The organism is Streptomyces sp. NPDC005070 (genome assembly GCF_053600395.1).
The window spans coordinates 42,472-62,701 of sequence record NZ_JBSFZS010000008.1 but is presented as its reverse complement, the minus strand read 5'-3'; the positions used below and the strand labels follow the sequence as shown (position 1 = coordinate 62,701).

Annotated in this window: 19 protein-coding genes; 7 read left to right on the top strand and 12 right to left on the bottom strand. The window is 71.3% G+C overall.

The genetic code is table 11. The features are described from left to right. Positions 1-270 precede the first annotated feature (270 nt). A complete protein-coding gene (locus tag ACWEBX_RS04945; RefSeq protein WP_451883498.1) occupies positions 271-1,770 on the bottom strand; it encodes an SCO1417 family MocR-like transcription factor in 1,500 nt (499 codons plus the stop codon). A 98-nt stretch (positions 1,771-1,868) separates the two neighbouring features. On the opposite strand from ACWEBX_RS04945, the gene yczE reads away from it, so the two are divergent. From yczE to ACWEBX_RS04925, 4 genes are all read left to right on the top strand, one after another. Next, the gene (gene yczE, locus ACWEBX_RS04940) at positions 1,869-2,555 is read left to right on the top strand and encodes a membrane protein YczE (protein ID WP_451883497.1); all 687 of its coding nucleotides are present in this window, start codon (positions 1,869-1,871) and stop codon (positions 2,553-2,555) included. Next, positions 2,552-3,319 (top strand): glycerophosphodiester phosphodiesterase, encoded by a 768-nt coding sequence (locus ACWEBX_RS04935; protein WP_451883496.1) that lies wholly within the window; start codon positions 2,552-2,554, stop codon positions 3,317-3,319. Before yczE ends, ACWEBX_RS04935 begins: the two co-directional genes overlap by 4 nt. Before the next feature lie 40 nt (positions 3,320-3,359). Further along, on the top strand, positions 3,360-4,709 hold the full coding sequence (locus tag ACWEBX_RS04930) for an MFS transporter (RefSeq protein WP_451883495.1): 1,350 nt from the start codon (positions 3,360-3,362) through the stop codon (positions 4,707-4,709). Positions 4,710-4,964: 255 nt separating this feature from the next. After that, on the top strand, positions 4,965-5,339 hold the full coding sequence (locus tag ACWEBX_RS04925; RefSeq protein WP_261709266.1) for an RNA polymerase-binding protein RbpA: 375 nt from the start codon (positions 4,965-4,967) through the stop codon (positions 5,337-5,339). Between the two features lie 327 nt (positions 5,340-5,666). On the opposite strand, the gene fxsA is transcribed toward ACWEBX_RS04925, so the two are convergent. The 4 genes from fxsA to ACWEBX_RS04905 form a co-directional block, all read right to left on the bottom strand. Beyond that, positions 5,667-6,230, bottom strand: coding sequence for an FxsA family membrane protein (gene fxsA / locus ACWEBX_RS04920; protein ID WP_451883494.1), 564 nt, complete (start codon positions 6,228-6,230; stop codon positions 5,667-5,669). 176 nt (positions 6,231-6,406) lie between these two features. Then, positions 6,407-7,198 (bottom strand): polyprenol monophosphomannose synthase, encoded by a 792-nt coding sequence (locus tag ACWEBX_RS04915; RefSeq protein WP_451883493.1) that lies wholly within the window; start codon positions 7,196-7,198, stop codon positions 6,407-6,409. 539 nt (positions 7,199-7,737) lie between these two features. Further along, complete coding sequence (locus tag ACWEBX_RS04910) at positions 7,738-9,354, bottom strand: amidohydrolase (RefSeq protein ID WP_451883492.1); 1,617 nt, start codon at positions 9,352-9,354, stop codon at positions 7,738-7,740. A 127-nt stretch (positions 9,355-9,481) separates the two neighbouring features. Then, positions 9,482-9,922 (bottom strand): Lrp/AsnC family transcriptional regulator, encoded by a 441-nt coding sequence (locus ACWEBX_RS04905; protein ID WP_037621061.1) that lies wholly within the window; start codon positions 9,920-9,922, stop codon positions 9,482-9,484. A gap of 269 nt (positions 9,923-10,191) precedes the next feature. Here ACWEBX_RS04905 and ACWEBX_RS04900 point away from each other — a divergent pair, with 269 nt between their 5' ends. Next, positions 10,192-10,626 (top strand): hypothetical protein, encoded by a 435-nt coding sequence (locus ACWEBX_RS04900; RefSeq protein ID WP_451883491.1) that lies wholly within the window; start codon positions 10,192-10,194, stop codon positions 10,624-10,626. A gap of 13 nt (positions 10,627-10,639) precedes the next feature. Here ACWEBX_RS04900 and ACWEBX_RS04895 read toward each other — a convergent pair whose 3' ends face one another. Beyond that, positions 10,640-11,752 carry a phosphotransferase family protein gene (locus ACWEBX_RS04895; protein WP_451883490.1) on the bottom strand — a complete coding sequence of 371 codons (1,113 nt, stop codon included), beginning with the start codon at positions 11,750-11,752 and terminating at the stop codon, positions 10,640-10,642. A gap of 13 nt (positions 11,753-11,765) precedes the next feature. Continuing rightward, positions 11,766-12,878, bottom strand: a complete 1,113-nt coding sequence (locus ACWEBX_RS04890; RefSeq protein WP_451883489.1) for a hypothetical protein — start codon at positions 12,876-12,878, stop codon at positions 11,766-11,768. Between the two features lie 429 nt (positions 12,879-13,307). Here ACWEBX_RS04890 and ACWEBX_RS04885 point away from each other — a divergent pair, with 429 nt between their 5' ends. Further along, on the top strand, positions 13,308-13,541 hold the full coding sequence (locus tag ACWEBX_RS04885) for a hypothetical protein (RefSeq protein ID WP_451883488.1): 234 nt from the start codon (positions 13,308-13,310) through the stop codon (positions 13,539-13,541). Positions 13,542-13,647: 106 nt separating this feature from the next. Here ACWEBX_RS04885 and ACWEBX_RS04880 read toward each other — a convergent pair whose 3' ends face one another. The 5 genes from ACWEBX_RS04880 to ACWEBX_RS04860 all read right to left on the bottom strand — a co-directional run bounded on the left by ACWEBX_RS04880 (position 13,648) and on the right by ACWEBX_RS04860 (position 18,969). After that, positions 13,648-14,307: a TetR/AcrR family transcriptional regulator gene (locus tag ACWEBX_RS04880; RefSeq protein WP_451883487.1), complete on the bottom strand. Its 660-nt coding sequence runs from the start codon at positions 14,305-14,307 to the stop codon at positions 13,648-13,650. A gap of 136 nt (positions 14,308-14,443) precedes the next feature. Then, positions 14,444-14,590 carry an SCO1431 family membrane protein gene (locus tag ACWEBX_RS04875; protein WP_451883486.1) on the bottom strand — a complete coding sequence of 49 codons (147 nt, stop codon included), beginning with the start codon at positions 14,588-14,590 and terminating at the stop codon, positions 14,444-14,446. A 266-nt stretch (positions 14,591-14,856) separates the two neighbouring features. Then, entirely contained in the window at positions 14,857-16,209 is a 1,353-nt protein-coding gene (locus ACWEBX_RS04870) for a peptidase C39 family protein (RefSeq protein WP_451883485.1), read from the bottom strand. Positions 16,210-16,420: 211 nt separating this feature from the next. Then, a complete protein-coding gene (locus ACWEBX_RS04865; RefSeq protein ID WP_451883484.1) occupies positions 16,421-17,962 on the bottom strand; it encodes an amino acid permease in 1,542 nt (513 codons plus the stop codon). A gap of 50 nt (positions 17,963-18,012) precedes the next feature. After that, positions 18,013-18,969 (bottom strand): hypothetical protein, encoded by a 957-nt coding sequence (locus ACWEBX_RS04860; RefSeq protein WP_451883483.1) that lies wholly within the window; start codon positions 18,967-18,969, stop codon positions 18,013-18,015. A 227-nt stretch (positions 18,970-19,196) separates the two neighbouring features. On the opposite strand from ACWEBX_RS04860, the gene ACWEBX_RS04855 reads away from it, so the two are divergent. Next, on the top strand, positions 19,197-19,865 hold the full coding sequence (locus ACWEBX_RS04855) for a uridine kinase family protein (RefSeq protein ID WP_451883482.1): 669 nt from the start codon (positions 19,197-19,199) through the stop codon (positions 19,863-19,865). Positions 19,866-20,230: the final 365 nt, after the last annotated feature.

Below are 20,230 nucleotides of genomic sequence, written 5' to 3'. Positions count from 1 at the left end.
GGGTTCCGGCCCGTCCGGCGTCGCGAGACGTACATCCGGGGCCGTCCGCCGTACACGACGAACCTCCGGGCCCGTCCGGCGCTGCGCCGCGACAGCCCGGGGCCGTCCGGGCGAACGAGACGAAGCCGTGGCCCCGTCCGGCGAACGCGACGACCAGGCGGAACCCGTCAGGCGTAGCCCGGCCTCGCTCCGCGTCCCGTCCGGCGCCACGCCACGAACGCCCGGAACCCATTCGGCGTAGCCCGACCCCGCTCCGGGAGCCGTCCGGCGTTACGCCACGAACGTGCGAGGTCCGTCCTCTCCTCCGGTCGCGCCGGTTTCCACCAGGCGGGCGGCCGCGGCCAGTCGCGCCGCCGCCTCGTCCGCGACCGCGCCGCCCACGGTGAACGGGAGCCGGACGTATCCCTCGAAGGCGCCGTCGACCCCGAACCGGGGCCCCGAGGGCACCCGTACGCCCACGCGCTCGCCGACCTCGGCGAGCCGCGAACCGGACAGCCCGCCCGTACGCACCCAGAGCGTGAGACCGCCGCGCGGCACGGAGAACTCCCAGCCGGGCAGCTCCCTGCGGACGGCCGCGACGATGGCGTCGCGGTTCTCGCGGCCCTGCGCGCGCCGGATGCCGACGGCCTCCTCCCAGCCTCCCGTGCTGAGCAGCCAGTTGACGGCGAGCTGCTCCAGCACGGGCGTGCCGAGGTCGGCGTAGGCGCGCGCGGCGACCAGGCTGCGGATGACGTCGGGCGCGGCCCGGACCCAGCCGATCCGCATACCCGCCCAGAAGGCCTTGCTCGCCGAACCGACGGTGATCACGGTCGAGCCGGCCGGGTCGAACCCGCACACGGGGCGCGGCATCTCCAGCCCCTCGTCCAGATCCAGCTCGCTCATCGTCTCGTCGACGACGAGCACGGTGCCGGCCGAGCGCGCCGCGTCCACGAGCCCGCGTCGCTGGTCCTCGTCCGCGAGCGCGCCGGTGGGGTTGTGGAAGTCGGCGACGACGTACGCGAGCCGGGGCGCCGCGTCGCGCAGGACCTGCCGCCAGCGGTCCATGTCCCAGCCGGCCAGTCCCTCGGCCATCGCGACCGGCACCAGCCGGGCACCGGCCTCCCGCATCAACTGGAGGATGTTGGCGTAGGAGGGGGACTCGACGGCGATCCGTTCGCCGCGCCCGGCGAAGAGATGACAGATCGCGTCGATCGCGCCCATCGCCCCGGTGGTCACCATGATCTGCTCGGGCATGGTCGGGATGCCGCGGGCCGTATAGCGTTCGGCGAGCATGGCGCGCAGCGCGGGAAGGCCCGCGGGGTAGTCGCCGTGCGTGTGCGCGTACGGGGGCAGTTCCTCCAGGGCGCCCTGGACAGCTCGGGTCAGCCACGGCTCCGGCGCGGGCAGCGCCGCGCAGCCGAGGTCGATCATCGAGCCGAGGGCCTCGGGAGGCAGCGGTTCCAGTCCGCGTGCGGGCAGTGGGTTCCCGGCGGGCACCGCGGTCCAGCTCCCGGCTCCGCGGCGCGACTCCAGGAAGCCCTCCGCGCGCAGTGCCTCGTAGGCCGCGGCGACGGTCGTCCGGCTGACGGACAGGGCGAGCGCCAGTTCGCGTTCGGCGGGCAGCCGCGCGGCGACCGGCACCCGTCCTTCGAGCACGAGCAGCCGCACACCGTCGGCGAGGGCGCGATACGCGGGCGGACGCCGGGTCCCCGGGCCGGCGGGCCGCTCCTGCTGGGAGTTGAGGAGCCGGGCGAGCTGCGCGGCCCCCACCGCCGAAGTCCACTGCGCCATGATTCCAGTCCACCTTCCCCGAATTGGCCATGGTTGAAGCCACTTCTCAAGCCACAGAGTGTCATGCGCCAGGCCACTACCACCACCGGGGGCATCCCTTGTCCACACATTCCGAGTCCGCACCCGCCGAGGCTCCCGGCTCCGGGCGGCTCCCTCGCCGTCTCGTCCAGCTCTACGCCGGGCTCGCCCTGTACGGCGCGAGCTCGGCGCTCCTCGTGGAGGCGGGTCTCGGCCTGGAGCCATGGGGCGTACTGCACCAAGGCCTCGCCGAGCTCACCGGTCTGACGATCGGCGTCGTGTCGATCATCGTGGGGGCCGCGGTGCTGCTCCTGTGGATCCCGCTGCGCCAGCGGCCCGGCCTCGGCACCGTCTCCAACGTGTTCGTGGTCGGCCTTGCCATGGACGGCACCCTGGCGCTGATCCCGGACGCCCACTCACTGGCTCTGCGGATTCCCCTGCTGGTGGCGGGCGTCGGGCTGAACGGCGTGGCCACGGGCCTGTACATCTCGGCCAGCTTCGGCCCGGGTCCCCGCGACGGTCTGATGACGGGACTGCACCGGCGTACGGGCCGCTCGGTCCGCCTGGTGCGCACGGTCCTCGAAGTGGCCGTCGTCGCGACCGGCTTCGTGCTGGGCGGCACGGTCGGGGTCGGCACGGTGCTGTACGCCGTCGCCATCGGACCCCTGGCCCAGCTCTTCCTGAAGGTGTTCGCCGCCCGTCCGGCACCGCTCCGCAGCGCCGTTGTCGCCCCAGGTCAACCCGAGCGCGCCATACTGCCGGGGTGAGCACGCGCACTCTTCATCCCTACCTCGACCATCCCGGCCCGATCCCCTTCGCACACCGCGGCGGATCTGCGGACGGCCTGGAGAACACCCTGACGCAGTTCCGGCGGGCGGTGAACGCCGGGTACCGCTACATCGAGACCGACGTGCACGCCACGGCGGACGGCAGGCTGGTCGCCTTCCACGACACGACCCTCGACCGGGTGACGGACGGCGCGGGCCGGATCGCGGACCTCCCCTGGGCCGACGTGAGCCAGGCACGCGTGGCGGGCAAGGAGCCGGTTCCCCTCTTCGAGGAGCTGCTCGAAGAGTTCCCCGAGACGCGCTGGAACGTCGAGGTCAAGACCGAACCCGCGCTCGCCCCGCTGCTCGACCTGATCGGCCGCACCGACGCCTGGGACCGCGTCTGCGTCGGCTCGTTCTCCGAGGCCCGGGTGACCCGTGCCCAGCATCTCGCCGGGCCGCGCCTGGCCACCTCGTTCGGCACCCGGGGGGTGCTCAATCTGCGGCTGCGCTCGTGGGGCGTGCCCGCGGCGGTGCGGCGCTCCGCGGTCGCGGCCCAGGTCCCCGAGACACAGTCGGGTGTACCGGTGGTCGACCGTCGCTTCGTACGGGCCGCCCACGCGCGCGGGCTCCAGGTGCACGTGTGGACCGTAAACGAATCGGAACGCATGCACCGGCTCCTGGACCTGGGAGTCGATGGCATCATGACCGATCACATCGACACGCTGCGCAAGGTCCTGGAAGACCGGGGCACCTGGTTCTGAGCCTCCTCGCGCGGTCCGTTCACGGGGAAGCGAGGCACGGGTGAGCACGGACACCGTGCGGGCGGGGGCGGCCGACGAGGCCGCGGAGCGCCGGCGAGAACAGCGCGGCTGGTACTTCTACGACTGGGCCTGCTCCGTCTACTCGACGAGCGTGCTCACGGTGTTCCTCGGCCCCTATCTGACGGCGGTGGCCAAGCACGCGGCGGACGCGGACGGATTCGTCCACCCGCTCGGGGTACCGGTCCGCGCCGGTTCCTTCTTCGCGTACGCGGTCTCGGCCTCGGTCATCCTGTCGATCGTCGTGATGCCGATGGCGGGTGCCGCCGCCGACCGGACGGGCCGCAAGAAGCCGCTGCTCGCGGCGGCGGCCTATCTGGGCGCCGCCGCCACCACGGGCATGTTCTTCCTGGACGGCGACCGCTATCTGCTGGGCGGGCTGCTGCTGATCGTCGCGAACGCCTCGCTGGCCGTGTCGATGGTCCTGTACAACTCCTACCTTCCGCAGATCGCCCCGCCCGAGGAGCGCGACGCCGTCTCCTCCCGCGGCTGGGCCTTCGGGTACGCGGCGGGTTCCGTGGTCCTGGTGGCGAACCTGGTCCTCTTCACGGCTCATGACAGTTTCGGCGTCTCCGAGTCGACGGCCGTACGCATCTGTCTGGCCTCGGCGGGTGTCTGGTGGGGCGCCTTCACCCTCGTCCCGCTGAAGCGGCTGCGCGATCGCCGTGCCGCCCCGACCGGCCGGGCGTCGGCGCACGGATGGCGCCAGCTCGCCGCCACGGTGCGCGACATGCGCCGCCAGCCCCTCACGCTCTCCTTCCTGCTCGCCTATCTCATCTACAACGACGGCATCCAGACCGTCATCTCGCAGGCCTCCGTCTACGGCTCCGAGGAACTGGGCCTCAGCCAGTCGACCCTGATCACGGCCGTACTCCTGGTCCAGGTGCTCGCGGTCGGGGGCGCACTGGGCATGGGCCGGCTGGCCCGTACGTACGGAGCCAAACGCACCATCCTCGGCTCACTCGTCGCCTGGACGCTCACCCTCGCCGCCGGTTACTTCCTGCCCGCGGGGGCACCCGTGTGGTTCTTCGTCCTCGCCGCCGGCATCGGACTGGTCCTGGGCGGCAGCCAGGCGCTGTCACGCTCCCTGTTCTCGCACCTCGTGCCGAGCGGGAAGGAGGCCGAGTACTTCTCCGCGTACGAGATGAGCGACCGCGGGATGAGCTGGCTCGGCCCGCTGCTCTTCGGACTGACCTACCAGCTCACGGGAAGTTATCGGGACGCGATCATCTCGCTCGTGGTCTTCTTCGCCATCGGCTTCGTCCTGCTGGCGCGGGTCCCTGTGCGTCAGGCGATCCGGGACGCGGGTAATCCCGTGCCCGAGATGGTTTAGCGTCCGGGGCCAAAGAGCGGTAGTGTACGCGTTTGGCCTGCCTGGCGTACCGTTACTGCGCGTCAATGATACTGAAGCGTTGGGTGACATCTGATGCCAGATGTGACAAACCGGGCGACGGTGGGTACAACAAGGGGCGGCTACGACGGCGACGCATGACCCACAACGGGAATCTTTACCGCCGACCGGACGTTGACCGGATGACGACGACAGCGACACCTGTCCTGTGGGCGACAAGCCCGGGAGGCACGATTCATGAGTGAGCGAGCTCTTCGCGGCACACGCCTCGTAGTGACCAGCTATGAGACGGACCGCGGCATCGACCTGGCCCCGCGCCAGGCCGTGGAGTACGCATGCGAGAAGGGACATCGCTTTGAGATGCCCTTCTCGGTGGAGGCCGAAATTCCGGCTGAGTGGGAGTGCAAGGTCTGCGGGGCCCAGGCACTCCTGGTCGACGGCGACGGCCCTGAGGAAAAGAAGGCCAAGCCCGCGCGTACCCACTGGGACATGCTGATGGAGCGGCGCACTCGCGAGGAGCTCGAAGAGGTCCTCGCGGAGCGCCTGGCCGTCCTGCGCAGCGGCGCGATGAACATCGCGGTGCATCCGCGGGACAGCCGAAAGTCCGCCTGACCCCTCAGAGGGTCGAGCGGCATACACCGCACGCCGAGACCGTGGGCACCGTACGTCAGGTACGGGGCCCGCGGTCTCGTGCGTTTCGGCGCATTCGCTTCCGGGGTGGCCGGGGTCGGGCTTCCCTTCAAGCTTTGCTGTATCAAACCGGGCTGGTTTCAACCCGGCTGGTGTTGATCGTGGAAGACCGGTTGGGTCGCTGACCCGCAGGCAGCGTGAGCCAGGAATCCCCCTGCTTCAGCTGGGGGAGGATTCAATTCCGTACGTCATGGGCCCACAGGGCCCGAAGTCGCGCTCCCGGGGCCGGCGCTGCGGGCCGTGTGCCGGCTAGCGGTTCAGGGGCGGATAGGTGCCGCCGGGCTCGCGCGGGGCGTCGTCCCTGATGACCTCGCCCTGGACCACCTTGCCGTCCGGGCGGTGCATACGGGCCTGCTGGAAGGCGTCGCCGACGGTGCCGGGCGCGGCGAGCCGCATCTTCCGCTCGAAGGCGCTCTGCGCGAGGCGGCTGACGCCCTTCTGGACCGGCGGGACCAGCAGGAGCAGTCCGACGGTGTCGGAGATCAGGCCCGGGATCATCAGGAGCAGGCCGCCGAGCATCGTCAGGCCGTTGCCCCGGCCACTGTCGCCGCCCACGGGCATGACACCGCCCTGCGCCTGTTGCAGCGTCTGGCTCAGATTCCGGAAAGCACGGCGGCCGGCCCGCTTGATGACCACGGCGCCGAGGACGAACCCGGCGACCAGCAGCAGGAACACCACGAAACCGCTCGTGGCGCGCGCGACGAGCGTCAGCAGCCAGATCTCCAGCACCAGCCATACCGCGACGCCGAGCGGCAGGAAGGTGCGCAGCCGCGAGCGCTGCGGGCGGGTGGGGGTCGAAACGCCTGTCGTCATGCTCCCAGTGTGCCTGGGCGCGCCTCAAATCGGGATAAGCGGACGCTCAACCCGGCGCCCACGGGCCTCGGCGCGACTCACCCGCCCGCCCCTGCCGTCTGGACGGGCCAGTGAGAGCGCCTCGCGTGGCGTCAGGGCGGGCCGGTGAGAGCGCCTCGCGTGGTCTCAGGGCGGGGTCAGGACCGCTTGCGGCCGGTGATCCGGCCGACCCGCTCGCCCACACCCCAGGTGGTGACGCGCCACAGCGCCTCCACGAGGATGTCGCGGCTCATCTTGGAGTCGCCCAGCTCGCGCTCGACGAACGTGATCGGGACCTCGACGACGTGGTAGCCGGCCCTCACCGCCCGGCGGGCCAGGTCGACCTGGAAGCAGTAGCCCTGGGAGGCGACCTCGCCGAGGCCGAGACCTTCGAGGGTCTCGCGGCGGAAGGCGCGGTAGCCGCCCGTCACATCCCGGATCGGCACGTCGAGCAGGACGCGGGAGTACAGGCTGCCGCCGCGCGAGATGAACTCGCGGGACTTGGGCCAGTTCACCACGCGGCCGCCCGGCACCCAGCGCGAGCCGAGGACGAGGTCGGCGCCCTTGAGCGCGGTCAGCAGGCGGGGAAGTTCCTCCGGCTGGTGCGAGCCGTCGGCGTCCATCTCGATGAGTACGCCGTAGCCGTGCTCCAGACCCCAGCGGAACCCCGCTAGGTAGGCGGCACCGAGCCCTTCCTTGCCCTTGCGGTGGAGGACCTGGACGTTCTCGTCGTCGGCCGCCAGCTCGTCGGCCAGCTTGCCCGTGCCGTCGGGGCTGTTGTCGTCCGCCACCAGGACGTGCGCCTCGGGCACGGCGGAGCGCACCCGGCCGACGATCTTCTTGATGTTCTCCGCCTCGTTATAGGTCGGAATGATCACCAAGGCCGTGCCGAGCGGGCCGAACCGCCTCCCCTGGGCTTCCGCCGCGAGGGTCCCGTCGCCGTCGTTCACTGCTGCCCCTTCGTATCCGTACGCAGGGGTCCACCATAGTGCGCCCAGCCTGCGCCGCTGCGTCGCGGCGGCCCTGCGGGGGTGTCGATTCGCCAAGAGGCGGGTAAGAGCGGACGCGCCGGAGCGGCCTCGCGTCCTTCGGATCGGGGCCCGGCGCCCTTCGGGCCGACCTGGGACCCGCTGGCTGCGGGTCGACCGAAAGCCGTTGTCTACTGAACGTCCGGGCCCCACCCGGGTCACACCTGCCGACTTGTCGGAACGTTCCCTCGCCTCGCGGCGCCGGTGCTGGGCCTGGCTTCCCAGTGGCGGTACGCCGGTGCGGCGCACCACCCCTGACCCAGCGGCGCTGCGAGGCCGTGCGGAGTTCCCCCGTCGGCCGTCCGGTGGTGGACCCGGCAGAACCTACCCGCCCCCTGCGGCAGGCTGTCAACACTGGCTTGATCTGCGCCTTTTCCGACAAAGCCCTGGTCAGCGCCGAGGATGCGCAGGTCGAACGTCGGGGTGCCGGGCCCTGGCAGAGCACCGGGCACCCCGGGACATCACTCGTTAGGCCGTACGAATACCGTCCGTCCGCCGACCACGGTGCGCAGGCAGACGGGCAGGTCGCCGCCGGGGGTCAGATCGGGGAGGCCGGGAGTACCGGAGCGGGGGTCGGTGGACCAGCGCGCGACCCGGTCGTCGGGGGCCTGGACCACGAGATGACCCGTGCGCCACACGGCGTAGTCCGCGGGCGCGCCCGGCACCAGGACGCCCGCGTCGTCCCGTCCCACGGCCCGCCAGCCGCCCCGCGTGTGGGCCGTGAAGGCGGCCCGCACGGAGACCCGGTGCTCGTGCGTGCGGTGGAAGGCCGCCGCGCGCACGGTGCCCCACGGGTCGAGCGGGGTCACGGGGCTGTCGGACCCGAAGGCCAGCGGCACACCGGCGCGCAGCAGGGCCGCGAACGGGTTGAGCGCCCTGGCCCGGTCGACTCCGAGCCGCTGCGCGTACATGCCGTCCTCACCGCCCCACAGCGCGTCGAAGGCGGGCTGTACGGAGGCGGTGAGGCCGAGTTCGGCGAAGCCCGCGACGGTTTCCGGGGTGAGCATCTCGGCGTGCTCGACGCGGTGCCGGGCGGCGCGCACACGGGCCAGGCCGACCTTCTCCGCGGCGGCGCGGACGCCGTCGACCACGGAGGCCACCGCGGCGTCCCCGATGGCGTGGAAGCCCGCCTGGAGGCCCGCCTCGGTGCAGGCGACCACATGGGCCGCGACGGCGTCGGCGTCGAGGTGGACGAGGCCCGTGTGGTCCGCGTCGAGGTAGGGCTCGTGCAGGCAGGCGGTGTGCGAGCCGAGGGAGCCGTCGACGAAGAGGTCGCCGGCCGCGCCGACGGCGCCGAGGGCCCGCGCCTTCTCGACGTCGCGGTCGGCCCAGTAGCCGACGACCCGCGGTCCGGGCTCCTCGGCGGCGAGCCGCAGCAGTCCGGTGAAGTCGTCCTCGGAGGAGATCTCGGGGCCGCCGCACTCGTGCACGGAGCCGATGCCGAGCGAGGCCGCGTGGGCGAGCGCGGCTCGCTGGGCCCCGGTGCGCTGCGTGTCGCCGATCGCGCCGAGTGCGGCGGCGCGCACGGCGTGGTGGGCGTCGCGGGTCAGGGGGCCGTCGGGCGCGTACCCGGCGAGCGCCGTGACGCCCGGGACCAGGTCCAGGAGCGCGCTCGTGGCCACCGCGGAGTGCACGTCGATGCGGGAGAGGTAGAGCGGGCGTCCGCCGGTCGCGGCGTCGAGTTCGGTGCGCGCCGGCGGGCGGCCGCCGGGCCAGCGGGCCGCGTCCCAGCCGTGGCCGAGCAGCACCCGGTCGGCCGGACGGGCGGCGGCGAAATCGCGGACGAGGGCGAGCGCCGCGTCCAGGGACGGCGCGTCGGACAGATCGAGGCCGGTGAGGGCGAGTCCGGTCGCGGTGGTGTGCACGTGTGCGTCGGTGAACGCCGGGGTGACCAGGGCGCCTTCGAGGTCGACGACCTCGTCGACCCCGTCGGCGAAGGCGTCGGCGGCGCCTTCCGAGCCGACCCAGGCGACTTGTCCCCGTTCCACGACCATGGCGGTCGCGAAGGGGTCGGCGGGGCTGTGGACTTCTCCACCGCGCAGCAGCACGGTGTCCGACGGGGCGGTGCTCTCACTCATGGGAACAGTCTCGCGCCTGCCGGCGGCCGGCCGTCGCCCGGGTGGGTCCGACACGGCGGGCCGGTCCGGTCGGCCCGCCGGTCCGGGCGGGTCCGTGTGATCGCGCGGCCCTGCCCCGGCGGTTCCCTCAGATGCGGGGCGGGCGGGATTCGTACGGTGTCGACAGGACGACCGTGGTGCGCGTCGACACGCCCGCGAGCGCCCTCAGCCGCCCGAGGAGCTCCTCTAGTTCGTGCGGGGTCGAGACACGCACCTTGAGGATGTAGTTCTCGTCGCCCGCGACGCTGTGGCAGGCCTCGATCTCCGGGACGCCCGCGAGGCGTTCGGCGATGTCGTCGGGGGCGCTGGGGTCGAACGGCTTCACCGAGATGAAGGCGGTCAGGGGCAGCCCGACGGCCTCCGGGTCCACGACCGCGGCATAGCCCCGGATGACGCCGCGTTGTTCGAGACGGCGTACCCGCTGATGCACGGCGGACGTGGACAGGCCCGTGGCCTTGCCCAGGTCGGTGTAACTCATCCGCCCGTCTGCGACGAGCAGCTGCACGATCTGTCGGTCCAGCTCCTCCATGGCGCAAGAACCTACAGGGCCGCCGATCCCCCGGGATACTCAGCGGCGCAGGTCATACCCGCTTTGTGATGTGGCGAGGCGCCGTTCGCGCGCCATCCGGCCGCCCGGTTCCGCCGAGCGCCGGGCACCTGCGGACGGCATGTGACGAAGGACACATGAATGCAACCGGGTCCGTCAGGTTCGCGTGATTACCGCGAAGACGGGACGGGAAGTGCTTGCTGTGGTCGAGGTCGCAGTGCCTTGTCGGCCCACCCGAGGGGGAGAATCCCATGCAGAGTCTTAAGCGCCCAGGTCGTACCGCACCTCAGCGGCAGCAGGCCGTGCTCGAACCCGAGCCGGAGGGCGTCGAATCCGACACCCTGGACGGTGACGAGTTCGACGCGTACGACACCTTCGAGATGTACCGGGTGATCTGCCCGGCCTGTGCGCAGCCCATCGCGCTGCTGGCGGACGAGGAGGTCCTGCCGGAGCACGCCCTGTGCGCCTCCCCGTGGAACCCGTTCGGGCTCACCGTCTGCTCGGGCACGGGCCTCGCGGCCGCCGAGGCGCGGTCCGCCGACGACAGCGCGGAACCCCAGCAGCAGGACACCGCCCTCCTGTTGACACTCCCTCAGGGACTGGACTGGCGCACGCAGCCGTTCTCCCACGTAGGCGGACCAAGCTCGGTCCCCCTGCGGGTCTCCGAGATGCGGCGCGCGGCCTGACCGCTCGGCACGTTCAGCGGGTGCCGCCCGCTTCGTCCCAGTAGCTGCCCTGCACCATGGCCCGCAGGCTGCCGTGGTGCAGGATCAGTGTGTCCGGGTCCGGGGGGACGCTCACCTCGCCGAAGTACGCCTGGCGGTAGGCGATGCGCAGCATGACGATGGCGTGCCGCAGGGCGGCGTACAGCGTGTAGAAGTCCATGTCCCGGGGCGTGTGGCCGGTGAGGCGGGCGTAGCGTGCCTCGACGCGGTCGCGGCGCAGGAGGCCGGGCAGACCGGGCTGCCCGAACCCCGTGGTCAGGTCCTGGAAGAAGCGGTGCAGATAGACGGTCCAGCCCAGGTCGACCTCGCGCGGGGCCGGTGCCGCCATCTCCCAGTCGAGTACGGCGACGGGGTCGAAGCCGTCGTAGACGACGTTCCCGATGCGGGCGTCGCCCCAGTTGAGCACCGCCTCGCCCTCGTCGCGCGGCCACAGCTCCTCCAGCCGGCCGAAGGCGCTCTCGATGAGCGGGGACCGCGCCAGTCCCCCGATGACCCACGCGTAGTAGGCGTGTTGGGCCGCGACATGGCGGCGCAGCGGGCTGCCGTCGCCGGGCAGCGCGAGGAAGTCCGCCTCCTTCGGCGGGACTTGGTCGTGGAGCCGGGCGAGGAGCGCGATCGAGGCGGCCTCCAGGTGCTCGCGTTCGGGATCGGTCGCCGCGTGCAGCCAATTGCCCTCGTACGTATAGGGCATGACGTCGGGCGGTACGCGCCCGGTGACGCGTTCCATCACGAAGAACGGTGCCCCGAGCGGTCCGGGGTCCTCCTCCAGCCAGCGCACCCGGGGCACCGGCAGATCGCTGCGCTCGCGGACCAGACGCATCGTGCGGTACTGGCGGACCATGTCGTAGACCGGGAAGACGGTGTACGCCCCCGGGTCCGCCGCTAGTCTCAACGCGCAGGCACGCAACGGTGGTTCGGGATGCCCGATGTCGAAGAGCAGGGTCTCGCTGGACAGGCCGTTGGACTCGGGGACGCTCACGTTCACCGCGCGGGCGCCCGGCAGACGGGTGTCCAGCCAGGCGGTCAGCCTGCGCGCGAGCTCCTCGGGGTCACGGGTGGTCGTCCGCGGTCGGGGTGCCGTGGCCATGTCGCCACTCCTCTCAGGGCGCGACCGAGTCGAACCCGGTGAAGCCGCTCGGATCGTGGCGGCCGAACGAGCCGTGCTCGAAGATCCCGTACCCGACCTGCCCGTCGAGGGTGAAGCGGGCCGCGTGGTCGGTCACGCCGTAGCGGGCGAGGGGGTGCGCGGCCGGGTCGGAGAGGTCGTAGACGCGGTGGTCGGTCCAGCCTCGGCCGCGCCAGGTGCCGTGCTGCCAGTCGTCGGCGGGCGGGTATCCCGCGCCGACCGCGAGTGGGGACGAGGCCAGCACCTCCACCCCCAGCTCCAGCGGCTTGCGGTCCACGGGGCGGGTCAGGTGGACGACGGCCGAGGTGGGGTGCCGGGTACCGGAGCGGTAGGTGATGTCGGCCTGGGGCCAGCCGAGCTGGAGGTCGCGCTCACCGTCGCGCACGAGGGTCGCGTCGCCCAGGGTGCGGTATCCGTCGGCGTCCTCCTGGACGACGACCATCAGGAAGCGGTCCTCGAAGCGCACCGGGCACCAGATCCAGTGGAATCCCTCCGTCGGGTTCTCGGCGGCGAGCCGGCCGCCCTCCTCCCCCGGAATGGGGCGCACCCCCCAACTGCGGTCGCGGGTGCCGGTCCACTCCCCCGCGGCGACGGGTATCTCGTCGCCCCCGACGCGGATGACGCCCTCGACACCGCCCGCCTGTACGAAGCGGCGGCCCTCCAGGGTGAGCCGGCCGCCGCGCCGCTGGACGTGGTGCGGCTCCCAGAGGGCCGGGAAGTCGGCGGTCCAGGTGATGTCGTACGCCAGCGAACTGTCGTCCGAGCGCAGCCGCAGCCGGCGCAGCGGCTCCTCCACGGTGATCCGCAGGGGCCCCACGGCCAGGTTCATCCGGTCCTCGCCGAGCGCGTCGGACGCCCGGACGGCGTGCAGCGCGTCGCCGAGGCGCAGCGTGGCGTACGCGTCGATCACCCCGACGTTCGGATAGACGCCGAGGCCGAGGATCAGCAGGGCCCGGCCCCGGTGGTCGAGGATGTGGAAGATGCAGCGGTCGTAGGCGTTGCGGTCGCCGCTCGCCACCTGCTTCATGGACAGCGGGACCTGGTGCACGGGGTACTCGTCGAGGGGGACGGGACGGTCGTCGTTCACGTCGAGCCTCCTGGAACCTGTCCGGTCGATCACGGCGGAGACGCGGGACGGGGCACGCACTCCCCCACGGCCTGCGAGCAGGGGCGCCCCCCGGCGGCGGCCGATGTCGCCCGTACGGGCGAGGCTCCCGGCGGCGGTCGACTTGACGGTACGTCAGATATCCGCCGAGGACCAGACGGCGGAACCGAGGACCGGACGGCACACGCACCGGCACCGGGCTCGTGAGGGTCCCGTCCTGAACACACACCCGATTCCAAGGGCCGGTGACCTGTCCGCCCGCCCGCACGTTGCCCCGGCATGAGCCCCACACCTTCCGCGACCGGGCACCGGCGCCGGATCCTCGTCCCGGCTCCGACGCAATCGGTTCACTGGGTACCGCCGCCACCGCCACCCCCGCCGGTTCAGGATCCGCCCATCTACCGCGCCCTGATGCGCACCTGGGCGGATCGCGGCCGCACGCTGCCGGGCCGCCACGACCCCGAGTGGGTACGCCTGGCGGCGCCGTCGGCGATGTTCGGATACGGGCAGTTCGGCGCGCTCACCGAATCGCGGGCGGAGGAGCGCTTCGCCCCGGGCCGGGACCCGCAGGGCGACGGCCGGTTCGGCACGTCGCGGGATCCGCGGAACGAGTTCGGCATGGGCGCCGGGGACCCGCGCGGGTGACCTCGGCGCGACGCCGAGGTCACCGGTCGGATCCGGCCGGCTGCCGAGAGGGCCGACGCATTGGTCCGAACCATTGACAGAGTGGTCTAGTCCTCATACCGTTCGGTCAGTTGTCCCGCCGGGCGTCGGGCGGGGCCGCGTACGAGGGATCGAGTTCTTCGACGGCACGCATCGCACCCCCCAGCATCTTCACCAGCAGTTCGCGCATGGTCTCGCGCGACAGCACCGGGTGGCCGATCCAGTCGAGGGTGGCTCCCTCCACGCTGTGCAGCCAGCCGAGCAGGGCGATGCGCGGAAGCGGTCCGACCCTCCCCCTGCCGTACGCCCCCTCGGCGATCGTCGCGACGATCGCCTCGCGCACGCCGTCGCGTATCGCCTGCACCTCGGCGTCGAAGCCCACGCCGCCCGAGATGATCGTGCGATAGGCGGCCTGGTTGTGCTCGGCGTAGCGGAGATAGCCGTCGATCGTGCGCTGGACCCGCTCCACCGGGGGAAGTTCCAGACCGTCGGCGGCCCGGGAGACCAGCTCCGCGACCGATTCCTCGACGATGGCGAGGTAATAGCCGCGCTTGGACTTGAAGTAGTAGTAGATCAACCCCTTGGCGACGTGCGCCTGCCGCGCGATGTCGTCCATCGACAGGGCGTCGTACGACGTGTCGGCGAACAACTTCCGCCCGATGGCGATGAGTTCGGCGCGGCGCGCCAGTGAGCGGTCGGTGCCCCGCGCTCGGGGGCGGTCGACCTCGCGTTGTTGACTATTATTCAATTCCGGCCCTGGTCTCCAACTGCCGACGGAACATGGGCAGTATGGCAGAACCGTGCCGACCGTCATCCGGGGGCGATCGGCGCCCGGCCCGTCGTGTCCGGGAGCGGGCCGCGGGCTCCCCGGCGGCAGCGCCCTCTCAGATCAGACCGAGCCGCGTCACGAGCATCGCCACGACCACCACGAAGATCCAGCCCACGACGTGTTCGAGGATCTTCGGGCCGTCGTCCTTCGGGCCTCCGGTACGGGCGCCGAGACGAGGGGCGGTGGCGGAACTCGCGGTCATGGCATCTCGCTGACGTAGTGGTGCGGTGACGTCCCCCGCCTCCCGTCGGCTCCCCACCGACCCGACCACCTTGCCACCGGAGTCGCGGTCACCGGTAGAGACCCAGGTCACGTCCACGGCCCGACGGCTCGGGATCCCGCTGGATTCCGCCCGCCCGGCACCGCGTGTGGGTCTCGTCACACGACCCCGGCCGGGCCGGAGCCCGCCCTGTGGGGCGGCACTCCGGCCGGTCCGGCGGCCCCCGGCCGACGGGGGCCGCCGTCACATCACCGGATGCCCACCGCCGCGAGCGCCTTGCGCTGGCGCGCCGAGGGATGCGCCGGGAAGTAGAGGTAGCAGACCCCGCCGGTACCGGAGACGACCTTCCCGGAGGCGTTGTAGCGCTTGGTCCGCAGCCAGATGGTCTCCCACTCGGAGCGCTTGTAGACCCTGCGCACCGCGGCGTCGCCGGGCGAGGCCGGGTCGTTGGCGATCACGTCGCCGTCCGCGGTGAACCCTATGACGGTCATGAGGTGGCCCGAGGTGCCGTAGCCCGCGCCCGTCAGCTCGGTCTTGAGGAACGACTGGGACGTTATGGCCGGGATGCCGGCCGCGATCAGCGTCTCCAGGTCGGTGAGCGAGCCGAGCCGGGTCACCACGCCCTGGAGGTCCTTGTACGTGGCCGCGTAGGCGGCGTTGAAGGGCCAGTTGCCGCATCCGGCGTACTGGTAGTCGTAGGTCGAGCGGGCCGCGAGGCACACCTGCGGGTCGGCGTAGGCCGGGTCGACCCAGGCGAGCTGCTCGGCGGTGGGCCTGCGCCCCCAGTACTCGATGATCATCTGCGAGGAGGTGGGGCTGCACCAGGCCTCGCCGCCGTTGTCGTACTCGGGGTACTGACCGGCGTGGATCTCCTGCGAGTAGGGCGGAACGTTCAGCTCCTGGGCGAGACCCGGGGCCGAGGCGGGGACGGTGAAGCGGTCCGGGATGTCGGAGCCCATCGCGCCCAGCCGCCGCACGGTGGGCGTGATCTTGGAGCCAGGGGTGCGGTAGAGGGTCAGGCGCAGCCGGTACGAGACGAGGCGCAGGCCGGAGGCCGCGTCGTCGATGGAGAAGGTGTCCGTCCAGATCGTGCTGCGTCCGTCGGTCTGGTCGTCCACGGAGGTGCGCCTGATGTCCTGGTCACCCGAGGCCCAGCGGCCCATCACGTACCAGGGCGTGTCCGTGCCGTCGGAGTAGGTGCCGGTCAGCTCGACCTGGATCCAGGTGCCGGCCGGGGTGTGCGCGTTCCAGGAGGCGATGGCCTCCGTGGCGGGGACGGCGAGCCGGTGGACGGGCGAGGTCCAGGTCGCGTACTCCCAGGTGGCGGTCCTGCCGGTGTGCGGGTCGGTGTAGTCCGTCGTGCCGGCCGGGGCGCCGATCGCCAGCCCGGGGCGGGCGCCCGGCACGGCCCGAGCGCCCCGCGCGCTGCCCGAGCGCCAGTCGCTGTACGAGGTCCAGGCACGGTTGTCGACGAGTCCGCCGGGCGCTCTGGTCCGGCGGGCCGGAGCGGCGGCGGCCGGCGGCCCCGCGGCCCCCACCGCCGCCGCTGCCACCGCGGCGGCCAGGACGATTCTGCGGGACGGCTGTTCGGCTCTGCTCATGGGTGGAGAACCCCCAGGTGTCCGGAACGGGCGGGCCCAATGCTCTGTCGTATGACAAAGAATGCTCTGTTGTGGGCCAACTATGGACGCCGGAGGGCGACTTCTGCCAGCACTTCGGCCCGTGCCGCGCCCACCAATATTGGTCGGGACCACTGGCATGACCTGGGACACCCTCGGCCCCGGCGGGCGCCGGGGCCGAGGGGACCGATGGTCAGACGAGGTCCATGGCGGCGACCTCGTCGGGGCGGCCGTAGCTGACGGGGCCCTGGAAGCGGCGGCGTGCCGTGGCGAACCACCACACCGTCGCGACGATCAGCACCGCGGCGAGCGCGATCGAGGCGTAGTTGAAGTTGTCCCCGGTGATCGGCGAGACCTGGGGCAGCATGAAGAGCACGCTGCTGGCGAGGATCCAGGTCACGGCCACCCAGCCGACGGGCTTGCTCCAGCGGCCCAGGTTCCAGGGGCCGGGCTGGAACTCGTCGCCGAGCCGCAGCCGCAGGAAGACCGGCACGGCGTAGGCGAGAAAGAGCCCGACGACGTTGACACTGACGATGGCCGTGAAGGCGGTGTGCGACCACCAGCCGGGCAGGACGAGGGCCAGCGAGCAGGCCACCGCCAGCCAGACGGCCTTGACGGGGGTACGGGTGCGCGGCGAGACGGAGTGCCACCAGCGGGAGCCCGGCATGGCGCCGTCCCGGGAGAAGGCGAAGATCTGCCGGGTGTTGCTGGTGAGGTTGGCCAGCCCGCAGAAGAGCATGGACCCGATGACGATCAGCAGGATGAACTTAGCCATGCCCATGCCAAGCCCGTCGATGAGAATCTGCACGGGCGGCGCCGAGGACGAGGCGACCCGGTCATAATCGTGAATGCTGTACACAAGGGCAAGCATCAGGATGAGCCCGGTGATCGCCGAATAGCCGATCGAACGAGTGATCCCCTTCGGCGCGTTGACCGTGGCCCGCACCGTTTCCTCGGACATGTGGAAGCTGCCGTCGAAGCCCGTGAAGGTCCAGCTCGTGACCAACAGCCCGAGCATCCCTCCGTAAATCCCGTTCGTGAAACCGGTGTTGTTCGCGAAATGCGTGACGAACGAGGCCGACTGGTGGTCGTCGGGCATCACGATGAGTGTGCTCACGATCACGACGAGCCCGACCAGCAGCCACCACACGGAGATCCGGTTGACCACGGCGACGAGCTGGACGGTGTAGGTATTGGCCAAACCCTGGAGCACGATGATCAGCGCGGTGATCAGGACCGTCTGCTCTGCGGTCGGTTCGTACGAGTGCCACTGCAGGGCCACGAACGCCTGGATGAACGTGGCGGCCGCGTATCCGGTGGCGGCCGTACCTCCCACCTGACCCACGAAATTCAGCCACCCCGTGTACCAGGACCAGGCGCCCTTGTGCCGTTTGGCGAGCTTGCCTGCGGAGAAATAGAGCGCCCCGCTGGTCGGATAGGCGGAGGCGACCTCGGCCATCGCGGCACCGATGAAGAGCACCATCACGGAGACGCCGATCCAGCCGAACACGAGAACGCGCGGGCCGCCGGCATTCATTCCGAACCCGAAGGACGAGAAAATACCAGAAATAATGTTGATGATGGTGAAGGATATCGCGAAGTTGTCGAACGCCTGGAATCGACGGGTGAGTTTTCTCGGATATCCCATCGCATGAAGCGTCGCGTCGTCGTCGAAGACGGCGGAACTCTTTCCCGCGCCCGTCGTCCGGCTCGGGACCGATATGCGCTCTGACACGGCTGTCCTTTCTCTCGGGGGTGGTGCGGGACGTCAGGGAGGGCCGGCGTTCAGCCGGCCCCCGGCACGGGCAGGCCGCAGGCGCGGCGGGCACGGGAGAGCTGCTCCTCGGGTTCGCCGAACACGCTCCACGGCATACGGCAGGCGTAGGGGCCCATGGCCATGAGCACGGCACGCGCCTCGAACTCGCGCTGCGCCATGAACAGCGCGTGCGCCAGATACGCCAGGTCGAGGACCGGCGTGAAGCGGTATCCGGTCACCTCCGGCAGCCAGTTCTGGTAGATCGCGAGCGCGGTGGAACGCCACTGGGGCTGCTCCCAGGTGCGGTCGACCAGCAGGTGCGTGGGGTTGTAGCTCTCCACCAGGGCCACCAGCGGCAGCAGCCGCAGCGGCGAGGAGGCGGGGGCGCGCTGGCTCAGGAAGGCGGCGACGTCCCAGGCGGCGTTCACGGAACCGCCGTAGCGCGTGAAGAAGAAGGCCAGGAACCGGTGGTGGCCCTCACGGTTCCAGGGGTCGAGGCGCAGGACGTGCGAGAACAGACGCCAGGGGCCGGGAGGCTGGGTCAGCAGCCCCTGCGGGGCCGGGTCGCGCAGATCGTGCAGCCGGGCCATGGACAGCCGGGCGACCCAGGGCGTGGGATCCGCCCGGTCCATCAGCGCGGCCCGGTCGCAGGCGGTCAGCGCTATGCGTTCGAGCGCCTCGGCCCGATCGTCCTTGGCGTCGGCCGCGCGTAACGCGCGCAGGACGGCCACGCGGGCCCACATCAGGGCGGCCTCGGGGGTCTGTTCCTCCGTCAGCCAGCGTTCGGCGAGATCGGAGTCGGCGGCCTCGGAGGCGACGACCAGGGACCGATGGGCCCGTAATCCGTAGTCGGAGCGGGTCTCCTTCAGAGCTTCGTGGGCACTGAGATAGCGGCCGGCTCTCACATCCGTGCAGACACTCGCGAGTCTGCGGTCGTCGGCTGCCGGATGCCACACATACTGCCCCTCGAATAACCCCGCGGCCATCTTCCCCTGTCCATCCACGTACGACGCCTGTGTTCCGCAACAGGAACCCTACTCAGCATCTCCGAGCACCGGAACGCCCTATCCGAAATAGCCGCTTCCACGAGGCCGATACTTTTCGGAGCGGGCCGCGAAGTTCTTGAGGATTGTTCAATCAATAGTTCAATGCGACACCATCCTGAACCCATGGATCCGCTGTGGACGGCGTCTCGATAGAATGTTCCCCAGGGTTGCGCCAACCCCTCACCCCGACCCCGCACCTCACCCCGGGAAACCCCATTCACGACCTCGCCTCGCGGCTGCGCCGGCTGCCGCCCTCCTGCGGGCCCGTCCGTCTGATCGGCGTGGACGGCCACGCGGGCTCCGGCAAGACCACGTTCGCCGGGAGACTGGCGACGGCCCTCGGCGGCGCACCCGTGCTCCACCTCGACGACATCGCCACCCACGAGGAACCGTTCGACTGGACCGGCCGCCTGCTGAGCCGGGTGATCGAGCCGTTCGGGCGGGGCGAGACGGCGCACTACGCCGCCTACGACTGGAGCGCCCGGGAGTTCGGACCGGTCCGCGAGCTGCCGGCCGCGCCCGTGGTGCTCCTCGAGGGCGTCGGCGCGGGGCGCCGGGCGCTGCGGCCCTGGCTCGCGCGGCTCCTGTGGATGGAGTTGCCCCACGAGGAGGCCTGGGCTCGGGGACGGCGACGGGACGGACAGGCACAGAGCGACTTCTGGGACGGATGGGTCCGCGCCGAGCGCCGGCACTTCGCCGAGGACCCCACACGGCCGTTCGCGGACCATGTGGTGCGGCAGTGTCCCGAGGGATACGAGGTACTGACCGGGCCTGCTGGGACGCCTGGACCGGACCAGGTCATCACTCACCGTGATGGACCATCCGCAGCGTGCTGAAGTTGTGAAGACCCACTCCGGAGAAGTTGCCTCAGTGCCCCAACTCTGCTTGACCAGGGGGCCGTACAGGTCTTACGTTCTGAAGCAGCGGCCCTTCGGGAGCCGCCCGCAGTCGCGAAGCCCCCGGTTGTTCCCCCGTGATCGGGGGCTTCGTTCTGCCCACATCCCCTCTTTCCGGACTCCCCACGGCGTGATTCGCTCACCCTGGGTCACCGTTCGCCATGCGCCCCGTCTGCTCCCACCTCGTGGAACGGGCTGTGCGGCACCCTTCGGCAGGCCCGTCCACCGCAGGTACCATGCCTTTCGGTGCGACCTTCGGACGGCTGCTCTGCCGCACCGCTTCAACTCCCGTCCGTGGCACAGTC

Coding starts and splice junctions, on each gene's coding strand:
- ACWEBX_RS04945 (WP_451883498.1), bottom strand. CDS start 1,770: ATGGCGCAGTGGACTTCGGCGGTGGGGGCCGCGCAGCTCGCCCGGCTC.
- ACWEBX_RS04925 (WP_261709266.1), top strand. CDS start 4,965: ATGAGTGAGCGAGCTCTTCGCGGCACACGCCTCGTAGTGACCAGCTAT.
- fxsA (WP_451883494.1), bottom strand. CDS start 6,230: ATGACGACAGGCGTTTCGACCCCCACCCGCCCGCAGCGCTCGCGGCTG.
- ACWEBX_RS04910 (WP_451883492.1), bottom strand. CDS start 9,354: ATGAGTGAGAGCACCGCCCCGTCGGACACCGTGCTGCTGCGCGGTGGA.
- ACWEBX_RS04905 (WP_037621061.1), bottom strand. CDS start 9,922: ATGGAGGAGCTGGACCGACAGATCGTGCAGCTGCTCGTCGCAGACGGG.
- ACWEBX_RS04900 (WP_451883491.1), top strand. CDS start 10,192: ATGCAGAGTCTTAAGCGCCCAGGTCGTACCGCACCTCAGCGGCAGCAG.
- ACWEBX_RS04895 (WP_451883490.1), bottom strand. CDS start 11,752: ATGGCCACGGCACCCCGACCGCGGACGACCACCCGTGACCCCGAGGAG.
- ACWEBX_RS04885 (WP_451883488.1), top strand. CDS start 13,308: ATGCGCACCTGGGCGGATCGCGGCCGCACGCTGCCGGGCCGCCACGAC.
- ACWEBX_RS04875 (WP_451883486.1), bottom strand. CDS start 14,590: ATGACCGCGAGTTCCGCCACCGCCCCTCGTCTCGGCGCCCGTACCGGA.
- ACWEBX_RS04870 (WP_451883485.1), bottom strand. CDS start 16,209: ATGAGCAGAGCCGAACAGCCGTCCCGCAGAATCGTCCTGGCCGCCGCG.
- ACWEBX_RS04860 (WP_451883483.1), bottom strand. CDS start 18,969: ATGGCCGCGGGGTTATTCGAGGGGCAGTATGTGTGGCATCCGGCAGCC.